This is a genomic window from Mycobacterium sp. (assembly GCF_049647605.1).
Lineage (GTDB): Bacteria > Actinomycetota > Actinomycetes > Mycobacteriales > Mycobacteriaceae > Mycobacterium.
In genome coordinates this window covers 19,187-43,386 of sequence record NZ_JBARXZ010000079.1, presented here as the reverse complement: position 1 = coordinate 43,386, position 24,200 = coordinate 19,187, and the positions used below count along the sequence as shown (strand labels likewise).

Below are 24,200 nucleotides of genomic sequence, written 5' to 3'. Positions count from 1 at the left end.
ATGGCAAGCCGCACGTCTGTGTCCGTCGCCAACCACCTGCCCGCCGACCATGCCGCCCACACGTTGCGCGACGACGTGCGAGCCGGGCTGACGTCCTCCCCGAAGACGCTGCCGCCCAAGTGGTTCTACGACGCCGCCGGCAGTGACCTGTTCGACCAGATCACCCGGTTACCGGAGTACTACCCCACTCGCGCCGAGGCGTCGATACTCGCCGACCGGGCCGACGAGATCGCCGCGGCCAGTGGCGCCGACACCCTGGTGGAACTCGGTAGCGGAACCTCGGAGAAGACCCGGAAGCTGTTGGACGCCTTGCAGTCCCGGGGATCGTTGCGCCGATTCATCCCGTTTGACGTCGACGTGTCGGTGTTGGAGGCGGCCGGTTCAGCCCTGGCCGTCGAGTACCCGGGTGTCGACATCGATGCGGTATGCGGTGACTTCGAGGCGCACCTCGGTGAGATCCCGGCGGGCGGCCGACGGCTGGTTGCGTTCCTGGGTTCCACGATCGGCAACCTGACGCCGGGGCCGCGTGCGGAGTTCCTGTCGGCACTGTCGGCGGTGCTACAGCCCGGCGACAGCCTGCTGCTGGGCACCGATCTGGTGAAGGACACCGACCGGCTGATCCGGGCCTACGACGACAGTGCCGGTGTCACCGCCGCCTTCAACCGAAACGTGCTGGCCGTGGTGAATCGGGAGTTGCACGCCGACTTCGATCTCGATTCGTTCGAGCACGTCGCGAAATGGAATGCCGACGAAGACCGTATCGAGATGTGGTTGCGTGCCAGGTCCGCGCAGCGGGTCCGTATCGAAGACCTGGAACTGACTGTGGAATTCGGTGCCGGGGAAGAGATCCTGACCGAGGTGTCGTGCAAGTTCCGCGCCGACGGGGTGCTGACCGAATTGGCCGACGCCGGCCTGACCCGCACGCACTGGTGGACCGACGCCGCCGGCGACTTCGGACTGTCCTTGGCGGTCAAGTGATCTCCAGTGAGCTGGGCCGGGCGTGGCGGGCGGCCCGGCCGGAGCCGGCGGGTATCCACCTGGATTCGGCCGCCTGCTCGCGGCAGAGCCTGGCGGTGATCGAGGCGGCAACCCAGCACGCCCGTCATGAGGCCGAGGTCGGCGGCTACGTCGCCGCCGCGGCGGCCGAACCGGTACTGGCCGCCGGCCGGGCCGCCATCGGGGTGCTCACCGCGATGACCGCCGCCGATGTCGTCTTCACCACCGGTTCCACCCATGCGCTGGACCTGCTGCTCGGCTCCTGGCCGGGCCGGCGCACGCTGGCCTGCGCGCCGGGGGAGTACGGGCCCAACCTGGCGGTGATGGCGGCGCACGGATTCGACGTGCAGGCCTTGCCGGTCGATGGTGACGGCCGAATGCTGGTGGATCGCGTCGAAGCGGCGCTGGCCGACGATCCACCGGCCCTGGTCCATCTGACCGGCGTGGGCAGCCACCGCGGTGTTGCCCAACCCGTGTCGCAGCTGGCCGAACTGTGCCGCGGTCTGGGGGTGCCGTTGGTGTTCGATGCGGCGCAGGCATTCGGTCAGATCGACTGCGCGGTGGGTGCTGACGCCGTGTACTCGTCGTCCAGGAAGTGGATGGCCGGACCGCGTGGGGTCGGATTCCTGGCTGTGGCACCAGAACTCGCCGGCAGACTGGTGCGGCGATTGCCGCCACCGGAGTGGGACGTGCCGGTGGACGTGCTGACCTCGTTCGAACACCATGAGGCCAATCTTGCGGCGCGGGTGGCGTACTCGGTAGCCGTCGGTGAATACCTGGCCGCCGGCGCCGAGTCGGTGCGGAGCCGGCTGTCGGAGATCGGCAGGTCCACCCGCGGAGTCATCGACGGTGTTGCCGGTTGGCAGGTGGTGGAACCCGCCGACGAACCGACCGCGATCACCACGTTGACACCGCCTCCCGGGGTGGAACCGGCCGGTATCCGGGCCTGGCTGATCGAACAGCGCGGCATCGTCACCACCGTCGCCGAAGTGGCACGGGCGCCGTTCGAGATGACCGGCCCGGTGCTGCGGTTGTCACCGCATGTCGACCTGGCCGACGGCGAACTCGAGGGTTTCTGCGCCGCGCTGGAGGAAGCGACTGCCGCGCAACCCTAACGGGTCATCCGCTCCCGCAGGCTCTCGTAGATGGGGGGTGAGCCGGTGAGCTCGGCGACGAGCACCGCCGCGGCCGTGGCGGTCAGCATCGGAATGGCCACCGCCGTCGTCGACGTCATCTCCATGACCACGACGATGCCCGTCAGTGGTGCCCGCACGGTGGCGCCGAAGGACGCCGCCATTCCCACCAGCGCCATCGGGATCGCCAGATCTGCCGCGTTTCCCGGCCAGATCTTCTCGAAGACGCCAACAAACAGCAGCGCCCAGAGTGCGCCGACCGCCAGCAGCGGTGCGAACAACCCGCCCGGCACCGCCGCCGAATAGGACAGGGGGCCAGCAATCAGGCGTACCACGAGGTAACCGACAACAACGGGCAAGACGATCTGGTGTCCACTGAGGATCAGCTGCGTCAGGGTGTCGCCGCCGCCCACCGCCAGCGGGTAGGCGAACATCGCCAACCCGATGATGGCGCCGATGATGGCGGCTTTGGTGACCGCGGGGAGCCGGCGGTAGCCGCCGACGCGGTCGAGGAACCACAGCGTCAACCGGTTGTAGACCGCCCCGAGAAGCCCGGTCAGCAAGCCGAATACGGCGAACAGGGGCAGCCACGCCAGTGCGGGTGCTGTGATCTGCGCGACGGCGAAGTCCGGCTTGTTGCCCAGGACCAACCGCATGCAGCCGACCGCGGTGGCGCAGGCGAACAGCGTGGACAGCACCGTCATCAATCGAAAGGATTTGGTGACCTCTTCCAGCGCGAACAAGGTGCCGCCCATCGGTGCGTTGAAGGCAACCGCCAATCCGGCGCCGCCGACGGCGGTCTGCATCATCCGGACATCGGCCTTGCCGAGTCGGGCCCGGCGGGCTGCTTCGGCGCCAAGGGCTGCACCCATGTGCACCGTCGGTCCTTCGCGGCCCAACACCAACCCGGACCCGATGGACAAGATGCCGCCGACGAACTTGGCCGGCAGCAGGATCAGCAGCGGCGGGCGGGCCTCCCCTCGGTACACCGCCTCGACATGCTGGATGCCGCTGCCCGCCGCCAACGGCACCCATCGCACGATCAGCGCGGCCAGGGCCGCACCGAGTGCCGCCGCGGCCATCGGAACCAGCCAGCCCGGGCCGGGTAGCCCGTGGGCCCAGTCGACGAGGTCGAGGCGTAACCGGTCGGCGAGATCGAGAATCCACCGGAAGGCGCCGCCGATCAATCCGATCAGCGCGCCCGCGACCACCGCGGTCAGGCAGACGAGCACCGCGGCGCGCGCGGAGGGTTTGGTTTCGTCGGGATCCGGTGCCGGTTCGGTCATCGGGTCAGGCACACAGCCAAGGTACGGCCTTCGGTGGGAATGTTCCCGCGAACCCGGTCGCGAACCGACGTCCGTCAACCCAGGTGTGATCGGCACCACTTTGGGGAACTCCGCCTCCGCACACACACGGCGACGGTGGAGGGGTGGACGTGACCAGCGCAGATGCGGACGCCGATTCGGAGTCCGACCCCAAGAAGAAACGCAAGGACCGGACGCACTGGTTGTACATCCTGGTTCTGGTCGCCATCGTCGCCGGCATCGTCGTCGGGCTGGTCGCGCCGGAAACCGGTGCGGCTCTCGGCGTTCTGGGCACCTTGTTCGTCGCCCTGATCAAGATGATGATCTCACCGGTCATCTTCTGCACCATCGTGTTGGGCATCGGCTCGGTGCGCAAAGCCGCCTCCGTCGGCAAGGTCGGTGGTCTCGCGCTGGGCTACTTCCTGGTGATGTCGACGTTTGCGCTGGCCATCGGCCTGCTTGTCGGCAACATCATCCACCCCGGTGACGGACTGAACGTGGCCGCTGACCCTGCCGCAGGCGCCGAACTGGCGGCCGAGGCCGAGGGCGAAGGCGGCACCATGGAGTTCATCGCCGGCATCATCCCGACCTCGCTACTGAGCTCGCTGACCGAGGGCAATGTGCTGCAGACGTTGTTCGTCGCGCTGCTGGTCGGCTTCGGTGTGCAGGCCATGGGCAAGACCGGTGAGCCGCTGCTGCGCGGTATCGGCCTGGTACAGATCCTGGTGTTCCGCATCTTGGCCGGCATCCTGTGGCTGGCCCCGATCGGCGCCTTCGGCGCCATTGCCAAGGTGGTCGGTGCCACCGGTTTCGCCGCCGTCGTCCAGATGGCGGTGTTGATGGGGGCGTTCTATCTGACCTGCGTGCTGTTCGTGTTCGGAGTGCTCGGCACCTTGATCCGGTTGGTGGCGGGGCAGTCGATCTTCAAACTGACCCGCTACCTGGCGCGAGAGTATCTGCTGATCGTGGCCACCTCGTCGAGCGAGTCCGCGCTGCCCCGGCTGATCGCGAAGATGGAGCACGCCGGGGTGCAACCGACCACGGTGGGAATCGTTGTACCAACCGGTTACTCGTTCAACCTGGACGGCACTGCCATCTACCTGACCATGGCATCGCTGTTCATCGCCGACGCCCTCGGTGACCCGTTGACGATCGGCGAGCAGTTGTCATTGCTGGTGTTCATGATCATCGCCTCCAAGGGTGCCGCCGGTGTCAGCGGTGCCGGACTGGCAACCCTGGCCGGCGGTCTGCAGGCGCATCGGCCGGATCTGCTGGACGGCATCGGCTTGATCGTCGGCATCGACCGCTTCATGTCCGAAGCCCGTGCGCTGACCAACTTCTCGGGTAATGCGGTGGCGACCGTGCTGGTGGGATCGTGGACCGGATCCATGGACAAGGACCGCATGAGCAAGGTGCTCGACGGGCGGATTCCGTTCGACGAGCAGACCATGGTCGACGACGATCACGGCGCGAGCAAGCCGGAGTTGGCGCAGGCAGCCACTGAAAAAGGTTGATGCATTTGCGGTTTCGGAACTACATTGCGAGTTGCCTGATCTATCAACTCAATCGATAGCGCACCTGTGGACGACCGGCCTTGCCGTACTCGGTCACCCTGACTACCACGCCGTCATCGGCCAGCCGTTCCAGATAGCGCCAGGCCGTCACCCGCGAGATCCCGGCCTGGGCGGCGGCTTCGGAGGCGTTTAGCCCCTCGGTGCTGGTGCGGATGGCGGCGGTCACCAGGTCCATGGTGTCCGCGGAGACGCCCTTGGGTGTGGAGGTGCGCTGATCAGCGGTGCGCAACGCGTTGATGGCGCGGTCGATCTCGTGCTGACCCGACGCCGCACCACCGGCGCCGAGCGCCTCCCGATACTGCTGATAGCGCTCCAGCTTGTCGCGGAAAGCGGCGAACGTGAACGGCTTGAGCAGATACAGCGCCACCCCGTGCGCAACCGCCGACCGAACCACCTCGAGGTCACGCTCGGAGGAGATGGCGATGATGTCCGGCGACGGGCGGATCCCGTTGAGGGCCGAGGCGACATCGATACCACTGGCGTCGGGCAGCCCGATATCGAGCAGCACCAAGTCGATGGGGGTGCCGTCCGCGGCCGCCGAGGCGACGGTGCGGACCGCGGCACTGCCGGTGGACACCGTTGCGTGCACCTCGAAACCGGGCAGGCGCTGCGTGTACTCGCGGTGCGCCTCGGCGATCAGCGGTTCGTCGTCGACGATGAGGACCCGGATCACCTGCGGCCCAACGCTACCGGAGGTGCCGTCGGGATCGTCGCGGTGACCACCGAACCGTAGCTGTTCTCCGAGGTGATGGTCCCGCCGTGGGCGGTGATGACCTGCCAGACCAGGGCGAGCCCGAGGCCGCGCTCACCGGACTTGGTGGAGTACCCCCGCAACCGGGCCTGCTCGAACGCGTCCGGGGTCATGCCCGGACCGCTGTCGGCCACCGAGATGGTCAGTGCGTCGGCAGAGCCGAGAACGGTCACCTCCACCCACGCGGGGAGATCAGCACGTGCGCCCGGCCCTTCCTCGCCTTCGTCCCTCAGGCTCGTCGACCGGGAGGCGTCGATCGCGTTGTCGACGAGATTGCCCACCAGCGTGATCAATTCGCCCTGGCTCAGTGCGATGCTGCCGGGGTCGTCGAGCTGGGAGTCGTCGGTGACGGTCAGCTCCACCCCGTGATCGCGGGCCTGGCTGATCTTGCCGAGCAGCAGCGCCGCCAACGCCGGCTCGGCGACGGTGGCCATCAGCCGATCGATGAGATGTTGGGACACCGCCAGCTCGGCGGTGGCGAACTCGACGGCCTGTTCGGCGCGGCCCAGCTCGACCATCGTGATGACGGTGTGCAGCCGATTGTCTGCCTCGTGAGCTCGGGACCGCAAGGACTCGGCAAACTGGGTGACCGAGCTCAGCTCACCCGAAACCCGTTGCAGATCAGTACGATCCCGCAGTGTCATGACAGTGCCGATCAAGCGGCCGTCCGCGCGCACCGGCTGTTGGTTCACCAGCAGCACCCGATCCGCGGTGACATGGGTTTCATCGATCAGCGTGTCGCCGCCAGAGCTACTCAGCGAGCCCGGGAGCCGCGCGCGGGTCAGCTCACCGTCGGGCAGCGAAAGTAGCCGTCGTGCTTCGTCATTGATCAAGTCGGCGTTGCCGTCGACATCGAACACCAGCAGCCCTTCACCGATGGCGTGCAACACCGCTTCGCGCTGTTCATACAACGTGGACAGGTCGCTGAACGACAGACCCAGGGTGCGCCGCCGGAGCCGCCGCTCCAGGATGAGCGCGCCGATCAGCGCCAGCAGCAGCGCCGTGCCCAATGCCAGCGCGATGGTCGGCAGTGTGGCCACCACACTCTGCGAGACCTTGGTACGCGTCACCCCCGCCGAGACCAGCCCCACGATGTTGCCGTCGGCGTCGCGCACCGGGGCCACCGCACGGATCGACGGGCCGAGCGTGCCCGGGTAGGTCTCGGTGAAGGTTTCACCGGCCAGGGCGCGGTCGATGTTGCCGGTGAACTCCCCACCGATCCGGCTGACGTCGGTATGGGTGAAACGGGTGCGGTCCGGCGCCATCACCACGATGAAATCCATGCCGGTCGCCTCGCGGATCGCTTCGGTCTGCGGTTGCAGGATCGCAGTCGGATCGGGCGCGGCGATCGCCTGGGCCGTCGAGGTCATCAGCGCCACCGACTCGGTGACCGCGATGACCTTCTGGATCGTCAGCTCATCGGCGTCGCTGCGGGCGTCCAGAACCGCCACCGCACCCGCGCCCAGGATCAGGATGAGCAGCAGCGCAAGCTGCCAACCGAACAGCTCGCGGGCCACGCTCCGGTCGGTTGCCGAGCCCCGATTCCTGATCGTCATCGTCACGACCTTAAGTGTTCCGGTCTGAAATCAATGAACTAAATAGTGACTTGAATCACCCGTGGGCCGAGAGTCATCTGCAGTCAACCAGCGTGATCCCAACCACAGATCCCCAACTCACAGGAGTGCAGACATGGCAGACACCACCGCCGCACCCCCGCGGAAACGCGACCGCACCCATTGGCTGTACATCGGAGTCATCGTTGCGGTGATCGGCGGCATCATCGTCGGCCTCACCGCGCCGGACACCGGATCTGACCTCGGCATCCTCGGCACATTGTTCGTGAACCTGATCAAGATGATGATCAGCCCGGTCATCTTCTGCACGATCGTGCTCGGCATCGGCTCGGTCCGCAAGGCCGCCTCCGTCGGCAAGGTCGGCGGGATGGCCATGCTCTACTTCCTGGCGATGTCCACCGCCGCGCTGGGCATCGGCCTGGTGGTCGGGAACTTCATCAGCCCCGGAACCGGGCTGAACATCGCCGCCGATCCCGCGGCGGGCGCCGCCCTGGCCGAGAAGGCCCATGGTGCCGGCGGAACGCTGGACTTCATCTCCGGGATCATCCCGACCTCGCTGCTGAGCGCGCTGACCGCAGGCAGTGTGCTGCAGACACTGTTCGTGGCCCTGCTGGTCGGGTTCGGCCTGCAGGCCATGGGGGCCGCGGGGGAGCCCATTCTGCGCGGTATCGGCCTGCTGCAGAAGCTGGTGTTCCGCATTCTGGCCGGCATTCTGTGGCTGGCCCCGATCGGCGCCTTCGGCGCCATTGCCAAGGTGGTCGGCGACACCGGCTTCGCCGCGGTCGTCCAGCTCGGTGTGCTGATGGGCGCCTTCTACCTGACCTGTGTGCTGTTCGTCTTCGGCGTGCTGGGTTCGCTGATGCGCCTGGTTGCCGGCGTCTCGATCTTCAAGCTGGTGCGCTACCTGGCCCGCGAATACCTGCTGATCGTGGCCACCTCGTCCTCGGAGTCGGCCCTGCCCCGGCTGATCGCCAAGATGGAACATGCCGGAGTGCAGCCGACCACGGTGGGAATTGTTGTGCCCACCGGGTATTCGTTCAACCTGGACGGCACCGCGATCTATCTGACCATGGCGTCGCTGTTCATCGCCGATGCGATGGGCAACCCGCTGTCGATCGGGGAGCAGCTCTCGCTGCTGGTCTTCATGATCATCGCCTCCAAGGGCGCCGCCGGAGTCAGCGGAGCGGGCCTGGCCACGCTGGCCGGCGGCCTGCAGAGCCACCGCCCCGAGCTGCTCGACGGGATCGGGCTGATCGTCGGCATCGACCGGTTCATGTCGGAAGCCCGCGCCGTCACCAACTTCTCGGGCAACGCGGTGGCCACCGTGCTGATCGGCACCTGGACCAAGACGCTGGACAAGGCACGGATCGACGATGTGCTCAACGGCCGGGCACCGTTCGACGAGCAGACGATGGTCGACGACCACCCAATGCCCGCCGAGGCGCCCGCCGCCAAAGCCGGCGCTGCCCCCCAGGCGGTTGGCGTCTAGCTGCCAGTAGCGACAACCTGATCAACCGAGCACCGGCCCGAAATGGGCCGGTGCTCGGTCATGTTCGTGGGCAGACCTGAGCGCGCGGACGGGGTGGGCACCTGCCCGGTCGGACAGTTCTGGGGTTCCGGTCGGTGGGTAGTGGCGCCAAGGCATTGTGACTGCCGCCACAAGCGGTCAGCGTGGTAGCCGGAACCTCAAGTCCGCACCACCCGAATCAGGAGGCCTGCCATGGCCATTGAGCTCAACCAGATCTGGGACTTCCCGATCAAGGAATTCCATCCATTCCCGCGGGCGCTGCTCGGCGTCGGCGCCCACGACATCATCGGCGTCGAGGCCAAGAACCTCGGCTTCAAGCGCGCCCTGCTGATCACCACCGGGCTGCGCGGCTCCGGCATCATCGAGGAGCTCACCGGCAAGATCGAATACCAAGGCGTGGAGGTGGTGCTCTACGACAAGGTGGAGTCCAACCCCAAGGACTACAACTGCATGGAAGCCGCGGCGCTCTACCAGCAGGAGAAGTGCGACTCGATCATCTCCGTCGGTGGTGGCTCCAGCCACGACGCCGCCAAGGGCGCCCGCGTGGTCATCGCCCACGACGGCCGCAACATCAACGAGTTCGAAGGCTTCGCCAAGTCGACCAACAAGCAGAACCCGCCGCACATCGCCGTGTCCACCACGGCCGGAACGGGATCGGAGACGTCGTGGGCCTACGTCATCACCGACACCTCCGATATGGAACACCCCCACAAATGGGTGGGCTTCGACGAGGCGACGATCGTCACCCTCGCCATCGATGACCCGCTGCTGTACTACAGCTGCCCCCAGCACTTCACCGCCTACTGCGGCTTCGACGTGCTGGCGCACGGGTCGGAACCCTTCGTGTCCCGGCTCGACTTCGCGCCGTCGCTCGGAAACGCCTTGTACTCGGTCGAACTCGTGGCCAAGAACCTGCGCGAAGCCGTCTTCGAGCCGCGGAACCTCAAAGCCCGCGAAGGCATGATGAACGCGCAGTACATCGCCGGCCAGGCCTTCAACTCCGGCGGCCTTGGCATCGTGCACTCCATCAGCCACGCTGTCAGCGCGTTCTTCGACAGCCACCACGGCCTGAACAACGCGATCGCCCTGCCCCGTGTCTGGGAGTACAACCTGCCGTCGCGCTACGAGCGGTACGCGCAGCTGGCGACCGCGATGGGTGTTGATACCCGCAACATGACGACCGTTCAGGCCGCCGATGCCGCCGTGGAAGCCGCCATCCGGCTCTCCCAAGATGTTGGCATCCCGGACAACTTCAGTCAGGTGCGCACCGATTCCTACGACAAGAACCGGATGAACACCGGCAAGTACGCCGGCCGCGGTGAGGTGATCAAGGGCGACGACAAGACCGTGCTGGCGATCTCCGAGCACATCCAGGGCGACTGGTGCACGCCCGGCAACCCCCGCGAGGTCACTGTCAGCTCGATGATTCCGGTGGTGGGACACGCCATCAACGAGTCCTACTGACAGATCCCGAACCGGGTGCGCGGCCCAACTCCCGTCTTGGGCCGCGCACCCATTCACCCCTGCCACCTACCGGGAGCACCTTCATGACCGCCGCCACCGTTGCCATGCCCGACTCTGATCTCCGCTTCGCCGACGCCGCCGAACTCTCCGACGCGCTGCGCGAACACGACTACATCGCCGACACCGACCTGGCCACCGTGGTGCACCTGGCGACCGCACTGGACCGGCCGTTGCTGTTGGAGGGCCCGGCGGGCGTGGGCAAGACCGAGTTGGCCAAGGCGCTGGCCGCCGCCGGTGGCCGCCGCCTGGTCCGGCTGCAGTGCTATGAAGGGCTCGACGACAACCGGGTGCTCTACGAGTGGGACTACGCCAAACAGCTGCTGCACGTCCAGATGCTCCGCGACCGGATCACCGCTGCGACAGCGCATATCGAAGACATCGAGGAAGCCTCGAAGCATCTGGCCGGTCGTGACTTCGGGTTGTACTCCGAGGAATTTCTTGCGGTCCGGCCACTGCTGGATGCGGTGCTCTCCGATGAGCCGGTGGTACTGCTGATCGACGAGGTGGACCGCACCGAGGAATCGGTGGAGGCCCTGCTGCTGGAAGTGCTGGCCGAACGGCAGGTGACGATCCCCGAGATCGGCACCTTCGCGGCGCGTACGGTGCCCTGGGTGGTGCTCACCTCCAATGACACCCGCGAGCTCTCGTCGGCGCTGAAACGTCGTTGCCTGCATTTCCATCTCGACTTTCCGACCCCCGAACGTGAACGTGAGATCGTCGCGGTCCGCGCACCGGAGGTGGAGCCGACGGTCGTCGCCGACGTGGTGGAGCTGGCCCGCACGCTGCGCCAGCTGCCGCTGCGCAAGAGCCCGTCCATCTCGGAGGTGGTCGACGGTGCCCGGGCGGCAATGCTGCTGGGCGCAAGCGTCTCTGACGAGATTCTGTTGTCGGCACTGGTGAAGTTCACCAGTGACCGCGACGTGGTGCGCACCCACTTCCGCGGTGCGCAGCCCTCCGAGCAGCTGACAGTCGAACGGGTGACGGTGGCTTCCCGTCCGGCCAACACCACCACCTCTGCATTCCGCGGCCGGGGCGGCAAAGGCAAGTGATGACACCGGCGCGCTGGCTCGACCTGGTGGCCGCCGTGTTCGGTGGGCTGCTGCGCAGGGCCGGCGTGGGTGCCTCGCCGGCCGAGATCATCGAAGTGCGACGGGTATTGGGCTTGCTCGGAGCCGCCGACCAGGACGCGCTGCGGGCGGCGCTGCGTGCCACCTGTGCGAAATATGGCCGGGAACAACCGGGATTCGACAAGGCCTTCGATGCGTTGTTCGGACCCGCCGCGCATCCAGGTGCCTCCCACGAGTCGGAGGCGGGCCCGAGTCGTGCTCATTCCGGCTCGGGCCTGCCCGACCAACTCGACCTCTCCGAGGACCAGAGCATCGGTCGTTACGCCGAATACAACGAACGCGCCGCCGAGGTCGGGGACCACTTCGATACCCCGGAGGCGGACAAGGGTTTCAACCCGCACAAGGACGATGACGACATCAGCGTCTCCGGCGCCGACAACGAGTTGTCGGTGGCAGGGGAGACGGACGAGGGCAGACGTGGGGTCCGCTACACCGTTGAGGTGGACCGGGCGGGCACCACCGAGGTGGGCGATCTGGCCGACTCGGTGAGCCCCGTGGTGGCCGGCAGCCTCAGCTTCGACGACCCCGAATCGATCCTGGCGTGGCTGGATGCCTACGACCCGAGCCGCACCTACGGCGGCGAGGCCTCCGACGAGCCGCTGACCGCCGAGCAACTGGCGCGCCTGACCCGGGCCGTGGAGGACTTCGTCGCCGCCCTGGCCGAGCGCGCCGGTCTGGTGGCCGAACCCGACAGTGGCCCGACATCAGACGCCAGCCCGGCCGCAGACGTGGACCTGGCCTGCCATGAAGTGCTGCGCCGAATGCGGGGGGCACCCCGGCCGCGTCCCCGCGAGCGCGGCCGGGGCAGGCTCGACATGCGGCGCACCACCCGTGCCAGCCTGCACACCGACGGTGTGCCGTTCCGGCTGGTGACCCGCACACCGCTGCCGGACCGGGTGCGGCTGCTTGTCGTCGCCGACGTCTCACTGTCCGTGCGTCCGGTGACCGCGTTCACGCTGCGCCTGGCCCAGGCGATGCACCGGCGGGCGCAGCGCTGTCAGGTGATGGCGTTTGTGGACCGGCCCGTCGACGTCACCGAGGTGTTGCTGACTGCACGCAGCGCCGCCGGCGGCGGGGACGGGGTACTGGCCGCGGTGCTTGCCGATGCCAACCTCGACCTCGAGGCCACCAGCGACTACGGCCAGGTCTTCGACGAGCTGCTCACCGCACATGCGGGGGCCCTCGATGCGCGTACCGCGGTGCTGATCGTCGGCGACGGCCGCTCTGGTGGGCTGGCGCCCAAATCCGAGCAGCTACGGGCGTTGCGGCGCCGGGTGCACCGGCTGGCCTGGGTGACGCCGGAGCCGCGGCGTTACTGGCGACAGGCGACCTGCGCAATGCCCGAGTACGCGGAGATCTGCGACGACGTGATCATCGCGCGGGATGCCGAGCAACTCGCCGCCCATGCGGGACAATTGGCACACGCGCTGTCCTGACCACCGCCTACCTACCCGATCGGGCAGGTAGGACGCTGTCCACCTGCAGGTTGGTGCCGGGTCGTCCGGCCCGTATCGTTGAGCGGGAGATGTTACTTGGATCACAGTGCCGGGAGGGCACGATGACACCAGGAGCGCTGGTGCCCGAACACGACGGTCATGCCCACGACGGCGCGGCCGCCGAGCATCCTCGTGTGCTGAAATTCCATGCACCGGAGATCGTGTTCGGGGTCGATTCGATGGCCGAGGCCGCGCACGCCGCCGTCCGCCTCGGCGCGCTGCGGCCCATGCTGGTCACCGATCCGGGGCTGATCGAGGCGGGCTGGGTGGCCGAGCTCGCCGGCCACCTGCGTGAGCAGGGCATCACGGCGCAGGTGTGGAGTGAGCTGACGCCCAACCCGAAAGATCACGAGATCCAGGCCGGCTACGAGGTTTACCTCGAGAGTGGCTGCGATGTGCTGATCGCGCTCGGTGGCGGCTCGGTGATCGACGCCGCGAAAGGGGTGGCGATCCTGGCCGCCAATGGCGGCAGCATCCTCGATTACGAGGGCGTCGACAAGGCCACGGTGCCGATCCCACCTCTGGTGGTGGTGCCCACCACCTCCGGCACCGGCGCCGACGTCTCACAGTTCTGCATCGTCACCGACACCGCCCGCGGCACCAAGATCACCATCCTCGGGCGGGCGCTGGTCCCCGACATCACTGTCATCGACCCGCGACTTCTCACCACCATGCCGGAATGGCTCAACGCGGCAACGGGTTTGGATGCACTCACCCACGGCATCGAGGCTTTTGTCTCGATGGGGCACAACCAATTGACCGATCACCACGCCCTGCGGGCCGTGCTGATGGTCACCGAGAACCTGGTGCACACCATTCATCGGCCCGACGACCTGTCCAAGCGGGTGCTGATGGCGCAGGCCAGCCTCGAAGCCGGGTTGGCATTCACCAATGCCATCCTGGGCGCCGCGCACGCCATGAGCCACCAGGTGGGCGGTCTGCTGGACCTGCCGCACGGCGTCATCAACGGCGTGCTGCTGCCACATGTGGTGCGGTTCAACGCCGAAGCCGATCCGGTCCCGTTCGCGACGATTGCCACCTGCCTGGGGCTGGCCGATGCCGCAGCCCCGCCGGCGGAGTCGGCGCTGGCGCTCGCCGACCGGCTGGAACGGCTGGCCCGCGAAGTGGGGGTTCCGCGTGGCCTCAGCGAACTCGGGGTCCGGGAAGAGAATCTGCCGACGCTGGCCGCCAACGCCCTACAGGATGCGTGCATGTCGACCAATCCCAGACCGGCCGACACCACCCAGATCCTGGCGCTGTTCCGGGCTGCTCTGTGACGACCGTGGCGAGTCTTCCCGACGGGCCAGGTCATCGGCGACGGGTCAGTACCCCGGAGCTGGAACGGCTGACCGGGGTCCGCTCCGGGAAGAGCACCTTCTATCCCGAATTCCGAGTCACCGCACAACGTTTGGAACGGGTGCTGGCCGCCCTGGACACGATCTCGAGTGCACTGGTGCAGACCGTGAACGGGCCGGAGAACCTGGTACGCGCGGTCGCCGAGGCCGCCCGCACCCATCTCGGCGCGGACTGGGTGCTGTTGGCGCTGGCCGACGGTGCGCTGCCGCTGGCCCGCCCCCGGCATCTGATCCTCGACGCCGCCGGCGATGCGTATGCCTTCGAGGGGCTTGCCGGGGCCCGCGATCCCGGACCCCACCTGCCCGACGCGGTCCTCAACTGCCTCAACGACATCTTGCGCGGCCGACTGGCTCAGTTCCGGGTCGCACTGATCGAAAGCCACCACGCCCTGGTACCGATCGAGCTCGACGGCGGGGTGGTCGGTGCGTTTGCCGCGTGGACGCCGAGCCGCCGGACCCTGGACGCCACCGACGAGACAGTGATGCGGATCCTGAGCAGTCAAACCGCTGTCGCCCTGCAGAACTGTGCGCTGTTCTCCACCGCCCAGACACTGTTGGCGCAGTCGGAGGCCCACAACGCCGAGTTGCTGGCCACCCAGCGTGAACTCGGTGCGGCGCAACGACATCAAGTGCTCGACTCGGAACGGCACCGCATCGCACGGGAGCTGCACGACAGCGTCACCCAGACGGTCCTGTCGGCGGGCATGCAGATCGAGGTCTGCCGCTCCGAGATCCAGTCCGTCTCCGGTGCCGGGGAACTGGTGGAACGCCTCGACACCGCCAAGACCCTGACCCGGTCTGCCGTCGAACAATTGCGGTCGGCGATCTACGCCCTGAACCACTCCGGAGATGCCCAGCGCTCCAGTTTGCCGGAGTTGCTGGAGCAGCTGGCCACCGTGCACATGCCCGAGGACCTGCGGGTGACCCTGAAGGTGAACGGCGAGGTGGCCGAGCTGCCCGGTGAAACCGAGCACGCCCTGCTGCGGATCGCGGGAGAAGCGCTGTTCAACACGGCGATGCACGGCAACGCCAGTCGGGCGATCGTGCGGTTGACCTACCGCCCGGCCGCGGTGGTGCTGTCCATCTCCGATGACGGCACCGGGGAGCCGGAGCGGTTGCGGATGATGTTGCGGTTGGCCGATGCCACCGACGTCGACGGCCGACACCGTGGACTGGCCAACATGTGTGCCCGGGCCCGGGAACACGGCGGTACCTTCGACGTCCAGCGATCACGGATCGGCGGGGTACGGGTGGTAGCGACCGTGCCGAGGAAGGATGTGTCATGACAACCAAAGTGGGCACCAAGACCATTCGGTTGGTCCTGGTCGACGATCACGCGATTCTGCGGCAGGGGTTGCGCTCGGTTCTGCAGCGCGAGGACGACCTCGTGGTGGTGGGTGAGGCGTCCTCCGAAGCCGAAGCCGAGGCGGTGGTCAGCGCGACCGCCCCGGACGTGGTGCTGATGGATCTCAAGCTGTCGGCCGGCTCTGATTTCGAGGGACTCTCCTTGTGTGCCAAGCTGTCTGCGGCACATCCAGCGACGGGACTGCTGGTGCTGACCACCTTCCTGGACGAAGACCTGGTGGTGCGCGCCGTGCACGCGGGTGCCCGTGGATATGTGGTCAAGGATGTGGACACCACCGAACTGGTCCGGGCGATCCGCGCGATCTCGGTGGGTGACAGCGCTTTTGATTCCCGCAGTGCCGCAGCGGTGGTGAGGTCGATGTCCGGCCGGACCGAACCACGTCAGCAGCTCACCGATCGTGAACTCGAGGTGCTGCGACTGCTGGCCGCCGGGCTGTCCAACAGCAAGATCGGTGAAACGCTGTTCATCTCAGCGACCACCGCGAAGTTCCACGTCAGCAACATCATGCGAAAGCTGGAGGTGAGCAGGCGCGCCGAGGCGGTGTACGCGGCCAGTAAGCGCGGCCTGATCTGAGCGCTCGCCGAAACAGGGCTCAGGGGAGGTCGAGAATCAGCCAGCCGCCGTGGAATTCGTCGACGGTGGCCGTCAGCCCGGCATGCTCGTCGCACAGTTGCTCCCCCAGGGCCTGCAACCGCGACGGATCGAACCGCTGGATGTGTCCGTAGCATTCCCGGGGCTCATCCTCGAACGGCACCGCCACCACCACCCGCCGTCGGGCCAGCCGTAATGCTTCGCTGAGCACCCGGCCGAGCACTGCATCTGGGAGGTGTTCGATCAGGTGTAGCGCGGTGACCGTATCGGCGTAACCGTCGGGTAGCGGGACGTCGGCAGCGTCGGCGGTAACCGTGTGAAGCGGGCGGCGCAGATCCATGCTGGCGAGTTCCAGCAGCTGCATCGTCGGGGCACTGAGATCAGTTGCCGTGACGGCGATTCCCATTCGAGACAACCGCAGCGGGAAGAACCCGAAACAGGAGCCGAGGTCGACGACGCTGGGGCCGGCCACCAGGGCGGCGGCCCGGTGGTGGATGGGTGCAAAGGCGGTGCTGCCGTCTTCGAGCCGGGCCATGGAGTTGACGTAGAACTGGCGCCACGCCGGCCATCCTCCGTCGACGGTGGAGCGCACGATGCCGGTGAACACCGATTCGAATTCGGGTTGCCCGCGCAGGGCTCCGGTGTCGACCAGCTGCTCGGCGAGCTGGACGGCGAGTTCGTCGCTCAGCTCGTCGGGGGTCAGGTTGTGCTCGACGGTGAGCAACTCTGCGCTGCGGTGGGTGCAGAACCGCGGTGTGCACACCGCGTCGCTCTGGTGTGCCCGGTGCGGACCCGACCGGCGGCGCACCCGGACCCCGGGCCCGCTCCACAAACCGTGGGGGGCCGGTGCCAGCGGATCGAGCGCAGTATCCATGGTGGGCAACGCTATTGAACAAGCCCGGTGAACACGCGCCCCGAACGGTCGGGAAAACGCGCCGTCCGGGTGGTCTGAGAACTACCCGATCGGCCAGTTCGTAATCGGCACCGAGTGCCATAATGTGAGTGAGGCGGATCACATTCAGCAGTCCGGAGGAATCGTGACTGATCGTGTTGGTACCGATGGTCCCGACTCGGAAGCCTGTGTGGCAGAACCACTTGTCTCGGAGAGTCCCGCTGAGGAGGGTTTCGCCCGGCGAGAGGCACGGGTTCTGGCTGCGTCGGTGAACCGGCCGCCCAGACGGGTGTGCGATGTGATTCCGAGTCGCGAACTGTTGTAGAAGGAGAAGGACATGACCTGGTTCGAGACCGTTGCGCAAGCTCAGCGGCAGGCGCAGAAACGGCTGCCACCCAGTGTGTACTCCGCGCTGGTTGCGGGATCGGAGAAGGGTGTCACCGTCTCCGACAACCTGGACGCTTTCGGTGAGCTCGGCTTCGCGCCGCACGTCGTCGGCCTGTCCGCCAAACGTGACCTGTCGACAACGGTGATGGGACAAGCGATTTCACTACCGGTTTTCATCTCCCCGACCGGAGTGCAGGCGGTGCACCCCGACGGTGAGGTGGCAGTCGCCCGCGCGGCCGCCGCCCGGGGCACCGCGATGAGTTTGTCGTCGTTCGCCAGTAAACCCGTCGAGGAGGTCGCGGCGGCCAACTCGCAGACCTTCTTCCAGATGTACTGGACCGGAGGTCGCGACAAGCTGGTGGCCCGGATGGAATGCGCGCGCGCCGCCGGGGCCGTCGGCCTGATCGTCACCACCGATTGGTCGTTCTCCCACGGCCGGGACTGGGGCAGCCCGAAGATCCCCGAGAAGATGGACCTGCGGGCGATGCTGCGGTTTGCACCCGAGGGTCTGCGGCGGCCCCGGTGGCTGCTGGATTTTGCCAAGGCCGGGCGGGTGCCGGACCTGACCGCACCCAACCTCGCCGACGGCGGCGCCGCGCCCACGTTCTTCGGTGCCTACGGCGAATGGATGAACACGCCGCTGCCCACATGGGAGGACATCGCCTGGCTGCGCGAGCAGTGGGGCGGGCCGTTCATGCTCAAGGGCGTGATGCGTGTCGACGACGCCAAACGCGCCGTCGACGCCGGTGTCACCGCGATCTCGGTGTCCAACCACGGCGGCAACAACCTCGACGGCACCCCGGCACCGATCCGTGCATTGCCGGCCATCGCCGAGCAGGTTGGTGACGATATCGAGATCGTGCTCGACGGTGGCATCCGTCGGGGCAGTGATGTTGTCAAGGCGCTGGCCCTCGGTGCCCGGGCGGTGATGATCGGCCGGGCTTATCTGTGGGGTCTCGCCGCGGGTGGCCAAACCGGCGTGGAGAACGTCCTCGATGTTTTGCGCGGCGGAGTGGATTCCGCATTACTGGGATTGGGGTTGAATTCAGTACAGGAGCTGAGTCCGGAGAACCTGGTGATACCTGCGGGCTTCAGGCGCGATCTGGGGGTGTGGTGCGGCGCCGGCCCAGCAAAAGATCTGTGAGATTCAACTACGACCATGCCGGGCCGGGATGAGCGGTCGGCGCGGGACCGGTGAATACGGCCCGTCGGCGCCGCCGAAGTGCACCGGGATGCTATCTCGAGAGCTCCAGTGGGTAGACAGATGGCAGCGGAGCAGCGGTAGGCTGACAAGAGCCCCCGTGCGCTGCGTGATTAACGTCCACTCAGAGGCGGGCGGGCGTGACTGTTCAACACACTCGAAGTTGAGGAGCGGAAAAGTATCCCATGGCTGAATACACGCTGCCAGAACTGGATTACGACTACGGCGCGCTGGAGCCGCACATCTCGGGCCAGATCAACGAACTGCACCACAGCAAGCACCATGCCGCCTACGTCAAGGGCGTCAACGATGCTGTCGCCAAGCTGGAAGAAGCGCGGTCCAAAGATGACCACGCCGCGATCTTCCTGAACGAGAAGAACCTCGCGTTCCACCTCGGCGGCCACGTGAACCACTCGATCTGGTGGAAGAACCTGTCGCCGAACGGCGGCGACAAGCCCGAAGGCGACCTGGCCGCAGCTATCGATGACCAGTTCGGCTCATTCGACAAGTTCCGCGCGCAGTTCACCGCCGCGGCCAACGGTCTGCAGGGCTCGGGCTGGGCGGTGCTGGGTTATGACACCCTCGGCAACCGGTTGCTGACCTTCCAGCTGTACGACCAGCAGGCCAACGTGCCACTGGGCATCATCCCGTTGCTGCAGGTCGACATGTGGGAGCACGCCTTCTACCTGCAGTACAAGAACGTCAAGGCCGACTACGTGAAGGCGTTCTGGAACGTCGTCAACTGGGCCGATGTGCAGAACCGCTACGCGGCTGCCACCAGCAAGACTCAAGGTCTCATCTTCTAAAGAGTCCTCTTCGTTCGCCGCGTCCGGACCTCACCGGGCGCGGCGTTCGTCATTTCCGGACCAGTCGGTCTTTCACGCAGGCTTGTGTGCGGTGAGCAGGAACGCCGGCATCTTCATCCGGCCCTTCTCGTCGCGGTCGAACGGCGGTGGCGGAAGATCGGGGACAACGGGCTCCTGCGCGTGGATGAATGCGGGGCGCACCTCGTCGATGGTCCAGTACTTCCCGACAGCAGCACGGAGCTCGTCCTCGTCTACCTCGTTGGGCTTCTGCTCCTGCTCCGGCGGGAACGCGCCCTTGGCGAACACCAGGATGAAATACGTGGCGCCGGGAGCAGCCGCGGCGAACACCGACCGCTGGTAGGCGTCGCGAGACTCCACCGGCAACGAGTGGAACAGGGTGCTGTCGATGATGGTATCGAAGCGCCCATCGAACCCGGTGAACGTCGTGATGTCGTCCTGCACAATCGTGGCATTGTCCAGACCCCGATCCCGCGCAGCCTGTTGCGCGGCCGCCACCGCCGTGGGGGTCAGTTCGATACCGACGACGGTGAAGCCCTGGCTCGCCAGCGCCAGCGACAGCTCGGCATAGCCGCAGCCGGCGTCGAGCACCTCGCCGCGTACTCTGCCGTCGGCGATCAATGCCGCCAACTCGGGTTGCGGTTCACCGATGTTCCACGGCGGTGTACCCCCAAAACCCCCTTGCGCCTTGTATGCATCGTCCCAATCCATCACCTCAGATGTCATGGAAACAAACGTACTGACGGAACCTTAAAACCGGCTGTCCCAGGTGTGGACGGGCTCGTTGCTGTGCATGCGCTCGCAGTACAGTCGCAGCATCTCGGCCAGGGCCTGCGGTCTGGTCAGACCTCTCTCCTGCAAGGCCCGCACGGTCGCAACCTGCCAGGTGGCGCCGTTCTGCCCGGTTTTTGCGCGGCCCTCGATGACACCGAGGAACCGGTCCCGTACCTCGGCGGCGACACCCCAGCGGCGTAGTCCTTCGTCGGCCATCGGCAGCAGCCGGCGCAGCACCAGCTCGTCGGAGGTCACCTCACCCTCGCCGGGCCAGTACAGTCGTGCGTCCATGCCATCTCGGGCCGCCGACAGGAAGTTCGCCTCTGCCGCAGCAAAACTCAGCTTCGTCCACACCGGGCGGTCTTCCTCGGACAGTGTGCGCAACAGGCCGTAGTAGAAGGCGGAGTTGGCCATCATGTCGAGCACGGTCGGCCCGGCGGGCAGCACCCTGTTTTCCACCCGCAGGTGAGGCCGGCCGTTCACCACGTCATAGACCGGGCGGTTCCATCGATACACGGTGCCGTTGTGCAGTCTCAGCTCCGCCAGGTTCGGAGTCTCACCCGCCGCCAGCGCGGCGACCGGGTCCTCGTCGGAGAGTTCGGGCAACAGTGACGGGAAGTAGCGCACGTTTTCCTCGAACAGATCGAAGATCGACGTGATCCAGCGTTCGCCGAACCACACCCGAGGCCGCACCCCCTGGGTCTTTAGTTCGTCGGGCCGGGTGTCGGTGGCCTGGGCGAACAATTCGATCCGGGTCTCGGCCCACAAATGGTGGCCGAAGAAGAACGGGGAGTTGGCGCCGACTGCCAGCTGCGGTCCGGCGAGCACCTGCGCGGCATTCCAGTTGTCGGCAAACTCTCCGGGGGACACCTGCAGGTGCAATTGCATACTGGTGCAGGCAGATTCGGGTGCGATGGACGGTGATTGCAGGCTCAGTGGCTCCGGGCCGCCGATGTCGATCATCATGTCCTCGCCGCGCGCGGTGAAGATCGAATCGTTGAGGGCCTGATAGCGCGTGGACTCGCTCATCCAGTCGTCAGCCAGATGTTCGGGCATCAGTGTCGGCAGGATGCCGATCATCACGATGTGTGCGCCGCTCGAATTCGCCTTGTTCTCAGCGGCATTCAAGCTGGCACGCACATCGTGCTCCAGCTCGAGGCCCGAGGTGCCCGGAAGTGGCCGGGGCGGCACATTGAACTCGATGTTGTAGGCACCCAGCTCGGTCTGATAGGCCGGATCGGCGATGGAGGCCAACACGTCGGAGTTGGACATCGCCGGCTGGTACTCACCGTCGACGAGGTTGCACTCGATCTCCATCCCGGTCAGTGGCCGGTCGAACTCGAAGCTCGACTGGTTGAGCATCGTTTCGAACACATCGAGACACAGTTGCACTTTGCGCCGGTACTCCTGACGGTGCGTCCGGCTGAACTCGGTCTGCGTGACCTCTTCCCCCATGCCACCGATGGTAGTGACGGGCGCGACGGTTGCCTCAGTGTTCGGTAAACGACGTGGCTGCGGCACGGTTGCGTTGGGCGACGGCCACCTGCGGGGTGCTCAATCCCCGGCACAACGTCAGCTCGATGGCCGGGTCGGCGTACTCGGCCAGCGACTTCAGCGCCGAGGGGCTGTAACAGCGCAGTGAGCTGATCACGCCGTCATGGACAAACGGGATGAACGGCGCCAGGGGCAGCATCACCGCCAACTGCATGACATGCACCGGAGCCGGAGGTCGAGGCAGGTCGATGATCACCAGCTTGGTGGCCACCCGGGTGCCCTCGGCGAATACCCGAGCGGCGTCCCGCGGAGACAGATGGTGGAACGACAGCGCAAACAACGCCAGGTCGAACGCACCGTCGGGGGCGTCGATCGCGGTGGCATCCATCTCGCGGACAGTGGCACGCGGATCGGCGCCGAGGTGACCGGCGGCCATCGTGGCCACCGAGTCGGTGCTGATATCGGTGACGGTGACGTGGGCGGTCGGATGATTCTCCAGCAGCAGCGAGGAGACGGCGCCGTGGCCGGCGCCGAGCTCCAAGATCTTGGGGTCGGGCACGTCGGTGATCTGCTCGAGCGCGATCTCGGCGAACTTGCGGTGATTGCCGAAGACTCGGCCCGTCCAATCCAGTGCGCCGATGATCTGCCGTTTGACCGAATCGTCGACATCGTCTCGATCCAGGTACTCCAGGGTGTCTGTCTGCAGTAACCGGTCCAGACAGGACGCGTCGAAACCGCCGCGCGGCATGGACTCGATGTGTTCGGTGCCTGACGCCATGGAACCCATCATGGACCCGCGGATCCCTCGGTGGGGACGGTGCCGGGCGTCGGCACCGTCCCCACCGGGGTCGCTAGTCCTCACCGAGGATCTGATAGATCTCGCGGCGGGCGTTGTTGAGGATGTCGATGATGCGTTGCTGCTGTTCCTCGGAGGCGGCGTGCGCGGACTGCGCCACCGCTCCGAACAACTGGCCGGTGGCCGAACGCAGGTTCATCTCGGCCGGATCGGCGTTCTCGTTGATTTCGTCCCAGGGGGCGGTCTCGATTTTCTCGGCGACCGCTCTGCCGTCCTCTGTCAGCTCGAAAAGCTTTTTACTGCCTTCGGTTTCAGTCGCGACGATCAAACCTTCGTCGGTGAGCAGCTGCAGTGTCGGGTAAACCGAGCCGGGGCTGGGCTTCCACAGGCCATTGCTGCGTGAGGCGATCTCCTGGATCATCTCGTAGCCGTGCATGGGCCGTTCGGCCAGCAGTGTCAGCAGCGCGGCACGCACGTCACCACGCTTGCCGCGGCCGCCACGGCCGGGTCCGCGTCGGCCGCCGCGCCCACCGAATGGGCCTGGGCCGAAACCGAATCCAGGTCCGAAACCGGGGAAGTCGCGACCGAATCCGGGTCCGCCGAAACCGGAGGGGCCGGCGTGTTCGCGGACGTGCTCCCGGAATTCGCGACGAGCGGCCCGGCGGTGGTCATGGAGTGCGCGGCGGTCGGCGCCGGGAAAGCCGAAGCCGAAGCCGGGGCCCGGCCGGCCCGAGAAGGGGCCGTCTTGAGGGGTGAAGGGGGTGTTCATGGGTGGTCTCACTTTCGAAGTGGGAAGTCCAGATCCGACTTCCGATACGGTTACGATATATCGACAACTATCGAGATGCAACGTTTGTTCCCGGATTTGGCAACACGGTGCCACCCGTCGACTCCACGGAGAGTCCGGTGTCGGCCGTCGTCCGGCGGGTCAGGAAATGGCGTCTCGGCTGTCGATCGCCGTCATCAGCCAACGTGCCCAATCGGCTTCCATGGCGGCACTGCGAATGCCGTACTCGAGCGCGGCGCGCGCGTAGAAGTCGGTGGCAGTGTCCCTCCAGGGCACGGTGTCGCGGAGGTCCTCGTAGAAGGCGAGCATCGCGTCGGCAGCCGCGGCCATGCCCTCGACGTGGGCACGGGCGTCGTCGGCCGGTATCTCACCCAGCAGGAACACCCGCAGCACGTCGGGCCGGCGAATCGGGGTGTTCTTCGGCGGTCGAGCGATCCATTCCAGCAGTTCGCCGCGGCCGGCCGCCGTGACGGCGTACTCCTTGCGGCCGCGGGCGCCGACCGCCGTGACCTCGATCAGACCGTCGTCGGCGAGCTTGTTCAGCTCGCCGTACAACTGGCTCTGGGTGGCCGGCCAGACATTGGCCATCGACCGCTCGAACCGTTTCAGCAGGTCGTATCCGCTGGCCGGTTCCTGTGCCAACAAACCGAGGGCGGCGAATCGAAGACTCACGACCGGCATGGTACGGCCCCGATATTCCAGTGATGGAATATCGGGGCCGGTAGG

21 protein-coding genes are annotated in these 24,200 nt (G+C 66.7%); 12 read left to right on the top strand and 9 right to left on the bottom strand.

The features are described from left to right. Entirely contained in the window at nucleotides 1-978 is a 978-nt protein-coding gene (gene egtD, locus WBB07_RS10115) for an L-histidine N(alpha)-methyltransferase (RefSeq protein WP_526307196.1), read from the top strand. Beyond that, entirely contained in the window at nucleotides 978-2,111 is a 1,134-nt protein-coding gene (egtE, locus tag WBB07_RS10110; RefSeq protein WP_526307251.1) for an ergothioneine biosynthesis PLP-dependent enzyme EgtE, read from the top strand. Before egtD ends, egtE begins: the two co-directional genes overlap by 1 nt. Here the strand turns inward: egtE and WBB07_RS10105 are convergent. After that, nucleotides 2,108-3,415: a H(+)/Cl(-) exchange transporter ClcA gene (locus WBB07_RS10105; protein WP_526307249.1), complete on the bottom strand. Its 1,308-nt coding sequence runs from the start codon at nucleotides 3,413-3,415 to the stop codon at nucleotides 2,108-2,110. The genes egtE and WBB07_RS10105 overlap by 4 nt on opposite strands. Nucleotides 3,416-3,564: 149 nt before the next feature. On the opposite strand from WBB07_RS10105, the gene WBB07_RS10100 reads away from it, so the two are divergent. After that, nucleotides 3,565-4,947 (top strand): dicarboxylate/amino acid:cation symporter, encoded by a 1,383-nt coding sequence (locus tag WBB07_RS10100; RefSeq protein WP_526307194.1) that lies wholly within the window; start codon nucleotides 3,565-3,567, stop codon nucleotides 4,945-4,947. A 43-nt stretch (nucleotides 4,948-4,990) separates the two neighbouring features. Here WBB07_RS10100 and WBB07_RS10095 read toward each other — a convergent pair whose 3' ends face one another. Continuing rightward, on the bottom strand, nucleotides 4,991-5,680 hold the full coding sequence (locus tag WBB07_RS10095; RefSeq protein WP_526307192.1) for a response regulator: 690 nt from the start codon (nucleotides 5,678-5,680) through the stop codon (nucleotides 4,991-4,993). Continuing rightward, nucleotides 5,677-7,314: a sensor histidine kinase gene (locus WBB07_RS10090; RefSeq protein ID WP_526307190.1), complete on the bottom strand. Its 1,638-nt coding sequence runs from the start codon at nucleotides 7,312-7,314 to the stop codon at nucleotides 5,677-5,679. Before WBB07_RS10090 ends, WBB07_RS10095 begins: the two co-directional genes overlap by 4 nt. A gap of 133 nt (nucleotides 7,315-7,447) precedes the next feature. Between WBB07_RS10090 and WBB07_RS10085 the strand changes: the two genes are divergently transcribed. The 7 genes from WBB07_RS10085 (at nucleotide 7,448) to WBB07_RS10055 (ending at nucleotide 16,301) form a co-directional block, all read left to right on the top strand. Continuing rightward, nucleotides 7,448-8,821 (top strand): dicarboxylate/amino acid:cation symporter, encoded by a 1,374-nt coding sequence (locus WBB07_RS10085; protein ID WP_526307188.1) that lies wholly within the window; start codon nucleotides 7,448-7,450, stop codon nucleotides 8,819-8,821. Nucleotides 8,822-9,052: 231 nt separating this feature from the next. Then, nucleotides 9,053-10,324, top strand: a complete 1,272-nt coding sequence (gene mdo, locus WBB07_RS10080) for an NDMA-dependent methanol dehydrogenase (RefSeq protein WP_526307186.1) — start codon at nucleotides 9,053-9,055, stop codon at nucleotides 10,322-10,324. An 83-nt stretch (nucleotides 10,325-10,407) separates the two neighbouring features. After that, nucleotides 10,408-11,433: a MadB family AAA-type ATPase gene (locus tag WBB07_RS10075; protein WP_526307184.1), complete on the top strand. Its 1,026-nt coding sequence runs from the start codon at nucleotides 10,408-10,410 to the stop codon at nucleotides 11,431-11,433. Then, entirely contained in the window at nucleotides 11,433-12,947 is a 1,515-nt protein-coding gene (madC, locus tag WBB07_RS10070; RefSeq protein WP_526307182.1) for a MadC family VWA domain-containing protein, read from the top strand. The genes WBB07_RS10075 and madC overlap by 1 nt, the downstream gene beginning before the upstream one ends. A gap of 122 nt (nucleotides 12,948-13,069) precedes the next feature. Continuing rightward, on the top strand, nucleotides 13,070-14,284 hold the full coding sequence (locus tag WBB07_RS10065; protein WP_526307180.1) for an iron-containing alcohol dehydrogenase: 1,215 nt from the start codon (nucleotides 13,070-13,072) through the stop codon (nucleotides 14,282-14,284). A gap of 5 nt (nucleotides 14,285-14,289) precedes the next feature. Then, entirely contained in the window at nucleotides 14,290-15,648 is a 1,359-nt protein-coding gene (locus tag WBB07_RS10060) for a MadS family sensor histidine kinase (protein ID WP_526307247.1), read from the top strand. Continuing rightward, nucleotides 15,645-16,301 (top strand): MadR family response regulator transcription factor, encoded by a 657-nt coding sequence (locus tag WBB07_RS10055; RefSeq protein ID WP_526307178.1) that lies wholly within the window; start codon nucleotides 15,645-15,647, stop codon nucleotides 16,299-16,301. The genes WBB07_RS10060 and WBB07_RS10055 overlap by 4 nt, the downstream gene beginning before the upstream one ends. Nucleotides 16,302-16,320: 19 nt before the next feature. Here WBB07_RS10055 and mftM read toward each other — a convergent pair whose 3' ends face one another. Then, entirely contained in the window at nucleotides 16,321-17,193 is an 873-nt protein-coding gene (mftM, locus tag WBB07_RS10050; protein WP_526307176.1) for a mycofactocin oligosaccharide methyltransferase MftM, read from the bottom strand. A 355-nt stretch (nucleotides 17,194-17,548) separates the two neighbouring features. Between mftM and mftD the strand changes: the two genes are divergently transcribed. Both mftD and WBB07_RS10040 read left to right on the top strand, forming a co-directional pair. Then, nucleotides 17,549-18,742: a pre-mycofactocin synthase MftD gene (gene mftD / locus WBB07_RS10045; RefSeq protein WP_526307174.1), complete on the top strand. Its 1,194-nt coding sequence runs from the start codon at nucleotides 17,549-17,551 to the stop codon at nucleotides 18,740-18,742. 242 nt (nucleotides 18,743-18,984) lie between these two features. After that, complete coding sequence (locus WBB07_RS10040; RefSeq protein WP_526307172.1) at nucleotides 18,985-19,605, top strand: superoxide dismutase; 621 nt, start codon at nucleotides 18,985-18,987, stop codon at nucleotides 19,603-19,605. Nucleotides 19,606-19,677: 72 nt separating this feature from the next. Here WBB07_RS10040 and WBB07_RS10035 read toward each other — a convergent pair whose 3' ends face one another. The 5 genes from WBB07_RS10035 to WBB07_RS10015 form a co-directional block, all read right to left on the bottom strand. Then, nucleotides 19,678-20,349, bottom strand: coding sequence for a class I SAM-dependent methyltransferase (locus tag WBB07_RS10035; RefSeq protein ID WP_526307170.1), 672 nt, complete (start codon nucleotides 20,347-20,349; stop codon nucleotides 19,678-19,680). Between the two features lie 24 nt (nucleotides 20,350-20,373). After that, on the bottom strand, nucleotides 20,374-21,852 hold the full coding sequence (locus tag WBB07_RS10030; RefSeq protein ID WP_526307168.1) for a glutamate-cysteine ligase family protein: 1,479 nt from the start codon (nucleotides 21,850-21,852) through the stop codon (nucleotides 20,374-20,376). A gap of 34 nt (nucleotides 21,853-21,886) precedes the next feature. Beyond that, nucleotides 21,887-22,678 carry a class I SAM-dependent methyltransferase gene (locus WBB07_RS10025; RefSeq protein WP_526307245.1) on the bottom strand — a complete coding sequence of 264 codons (792 nt, stop codon included), beginning with the start codon at nucleotides 22,676-22,678 and terminating at the stop codon, nucleotides 21,887-21,889. Nucleotides 22,679-22,742: 64 nt separating this feature from the next. Next, nucleotides 22,743-23,456 (bottom strand): PadR family transcriptional regulator, encoded by a 714-nt coding sequence (locus WBB07_RS10020; protein ID WP_526307166.1) that lies wholly within the window; start codon nucleotides 23,454-23,456, stop codon nucleotides 22,743-22,745. Between the two features lie 159 nt (nucleotides 23,457-23,615). Continuing rightward, nucleotides 23,616-24,155, bottom strand: a complete 540-nt coding sequence (locus tag WBB07_RS10015; RefSeq protein ID WP_526307164.1) for a PadR family transcriptional regulator — start codon at nucleotides 24,153-24,155, stop codon at nucleotides 23,616-23,618. Nucleotides 24,156-24,200 lie beyond the last annotated feature (45 nt).